Annotated in this window: 3 protein-coding genes; all 3 read right to left on the bottom strand. The window is 31.4% G+C overall.

Annotation, left to right across the window (positions count from 1 at the left end; translation table 11 throughout):
* The coding region (locus JOC59_RS09235) for a hypothetical protein (RefSeq protein ID WP_205144450.1) at nt 1-571 on the bottom strand (571 nt) is incomplete at its 3' end.
* A gap of 9 nt (nt 572-580) precedes the next feature.
* On the bottom strand, nt 581-1,279 hold the full coding sequence (locus JOC59_RS09240; protein WP_205144451.1) for an ATP-binding cassette domain-containing protein: 699 nt from the start codon (nt 1,277-1,279) through the stop codon (nt 581-583).
* A gap of 1 nt (nt 1,280) precedes the next feature.
* Nucleotides 1,281-1,665, bottom strand: a 385-nt coding sequence (locus JOC59_RS09245; RefSeq protein ID WP_205144452.1) for a GntR family transcriptional regulator, incomplete at its 5' end; no start/stop codon positions are given.

Here is a 1,665-nt window from a genome sequence, read left to right on the forward strand (position 1 = left end):
AGGCTAAAACTTGCACAATTTTTTGATATTTTTTATTAACTATTTGCCGTACGACTTCGACTAGAATTAAAACAAAAGTCACACTAACAAATGATGAAATAATGACATCACTAGCATTTACTATAACACTAATTAAATCATGACTATTAAAGTTGATCGCACTAAAATCAAAATTGGTGTTACTTAAAGCCTCTTTGGAAGCAAAATAACAAATGATACCATTTAAAACGCTAATCATACCAATTGAACTAAAAACTCCTAATGGCATTGCTGTTATCGCACTAAAATATAATTGATGCGTGTATACAGGTAACATTCTAAATTTATTGCTAATCCAAACTTGATAAAGGTGTTGTAAGAGTGCAAAAGACATAATCATGATAAAGATAAAGGTCATAAAACCAGTTTCAGATGCTAATGCTTGATAAAATTTATTAGTTCCATAACCCACAGAGTACATATTCCATAACGGTGCAAGAACTGAAATTCCCAAACCAATTATCGCAATAAATTTTGTTGATTTAAAAGCATCTTTATACAAGAGTGCCCATAATTTGCTTACTTTTAACATAAGTCCCTCCTAATTTTCTAAGTGTACTTGGCGGTAATAATCTTGCACACTCAAACCATCGTCACTCCGTATGCTCTCAACATCTCTTTGCGCGATTACTTTACCATTTTTTAAGAAAATTGCTGAATCAATGATTTGCTCTAATTCGTTAACATGGTGGGTTGATACTAATAAAATGGTATCATCATCAATCCATTTGATTAAACTAGAAATAATCTTATCACGACTAAAAATATCAATACCACTTAATGGCTCATCTAGTAAGTACAAAACCGCTTTTCGGGATAGAGTTAGCACAATCACAAACTTTTCCCGATTGCCTTTTGATAATTCCCCTAAACGTTGAGCATAATTAAGATTCATAAAGGTCATTAGCTCTTGCGCACGTTGACTTTTAAAATTTGGATAAGCGTGTTGATAAAAATTCAAAATATGCCCCAATGTATCACGATTATTAAAAGCCAATAGACTATCTGAATATGAAACTAACATTTTTCGTTTTTCATCAGTGATTCCATTTAAATTAATTGTACCGGTATATCCTTTATTTAAATCACTGATAATTCGCATTAATGTTGTTTTTCCAACACCATTTTCACCAAGCAAGACAACTAGTTGTCCCAGTGGGATTTCAATATTAATATCTGTTAAAATTTTCTTATTCAATTTTTGATAATTAATATTATCGATTTTTAACCCTGTTTCCATTTTAGTCCTCCTTATGTTTACGCCGCTTAATATTTTCTGTAACGGCTATTAAAATTTCATCAAGCGTTAAGACATTTACTAAACTGTTTACATAATCATCGGTTGCTTGTTGTATCTTATGTTGCCGTAACTCATTAATCAAATCATCTTTTTGGCTAATGAAATTTCCTTGACCGCGTTGAGTGATTAAAATACCATGATTAATTAAAATCTTCAAAGCACTTTGAATCGTTCGTGGATTAGTTGTTAATTCTTCAGCTAACTCTCGTACGGACGGTAATTTATCACCTGGTAAATATTGTTCCCCAATAATGCGATCACAAATTAAATCATAAACTTGTAAATAAATTGGTATATTTGCTTTAAATTCCAAGTGGCACCTCCTT

Origin of the sequence: Periweissella beninensis, assembly GCF_016908275.1 — a bacterium.
Classification (GTDB): Bacteria; Bacillota; Bacilli; order Lactobacillales; family Lactobacillaceae; genus Periweissella; species Periweissella beninensis.

Coding starts and splice junctions, on each gene's coding strand:
- JOC59_RS09240 (WP_205144451.1), bottom strand. CDS start 1,279: ATGGAAACAGGGTTAAAAATCGATAATATTAATTATCAAAAATTGAAT.